Below are 1,373 nucleotides of genomic sequence, written 5' to 3'. Positions count from 1 at the left end.
TAGAAGATGAAGATAGAAAACAAGAGCTTTATGTTTGTAAATTTGTGGTGGTAAATGGGGTTAGTGAAAACAAAATAAAAGCAAAAAATAAAGATGTAAATATAAATAATGACACAAAGAATATAAACGCTACAAAAAGCAATAATATAAGTTCTAGTGAAAACAATGCTCAAGAAAAAAACACTCATCTAGGCAATGATGGTCAAAATCTTTTAAAAAATATAGAGAAGCTAAGACTCAAACCTTATAATGATCAAAATGGAAAAGAAATTACTTCATATGTTAAAGGTGTAACTATCGGATATGGACATCTTATAGGGCAAAATGAATGGGATTTGTATAAAAATGGCATTACTTTACAAGAAGCGGATAAATTGTTTAAAAGCGATTTGTTACCCTTTGAAAATGCTGTAAAAAATTCGATAAACTCTTCCTTGGCACAGAACGAATTTGATTCCTTGGTTATATTATGTTTTAATATAGGGATTGATAATTTTAAAAATTCTTCTGTTGCTAAAATCATCAATGCAGAGAAAACAGGCTACAAAACATTAAAGGAAGCTTGGATGGCGTGGAACAAAAGTCAAAATAAAGTAATGCAGGGACTAATTAATAGGAGAAATGCTGAATATAAGCTTTACACTCAAGGAGGTTATGAAAAATGGTAATTTTTAAAAATATATTATTGTTTTTATTTTTTAGTACTTATTTGTTAGCGCAAGAGGATTTTACTCCACTAGAGCAATGTACCTATAAAAATGAAAAGTTTTGGATAAAAATTTTAAATCTATGTCCAGAGGGTAATATAACTTGTGATAAGGTTGTATATGTGGGTGTCAATAAAAATAATGGAAAATATATTATCTTAAACGGTAAGTCTATTAGCGATGTAAATATGAATTTTAAAGGATATGTTTTTAAAAATGGTATTTATGAATACAATATTTTTAATAATTTTTTATATATTTCTAAAAACAAGCAGATTATACAAGAATATGGTCTGAAATTATGTGAAAAAAAGACGCAACAAAGGCAACAAGCAACAACGAATATCTAGAATATGTAAAAAGTTAAAAAAATGCAATAAGAATTACAAGAAGTTTTTAAAGTTATAAAAATCCTAATTAATGAAATCTTAGCTCCTAAATTTTACAACAAATACAAAGATTTAGAAGTAGAGATTGATGATAAGGGTAATATTATAAGGTGGATTGGAGAGATTAATAGAGACAAAAGATATTAGCAAATAAAAAATGATATAATAATGCTTTACATAAGGAATCTTTTATGTTTATAAGTTCTAAAACAGAGTTAATTCAAACTATTAAAAATTTAACAATCAACAATAAAGAAGTTAAACAGATTGATTTTAT

At 26.1% G+C, this 1,373-nt stretch carries 2 protein-coding genes; both read left to right on the top strand.

The window, feature by feature from the left end; all coding sequences use genetic code 11:
* The coding region (locus BGS40_RS05640; RefSeq protein ID WP_257841708.1) for a lysozyme at window positions 1–668 on the top strand (668 nt) is incomplete at its 5' end.
* Window positions 662–1,057 carry a hypothetical protein gene (locus BGS40_RS05635; RefSeq protein ID WP_096738487.1) on the top strand — a complete coding sequence of 132 codons (396 nt, stop codon included), beginning with the start codon at window positions 662–664 and terminating at the stop codon, window positions 1,055–1,057. The genes BGS40_RS05640 and BGS40_RS05635, both read left to right, overlap by 7 nt.
* The last annotated feature ends 316 nt before the right edge of the window (window positions 1,058–1,373 follow it).

Origin of the sequence: Campylobacter sp. 107 (assembly GCF_002383835.1) — a bacterium.
Classification (GTDB): Bacteria; Campylobacterota; Campylobacteria; order Campylobacterales; family Campylobacteraceae; genus Campylobacter_D; species Campylobacter_D jejuni.
Note: the sequence above shows the minus strand (reverse complement) of the source record. Positions and strands in the feature narration are given on the sequence as shown.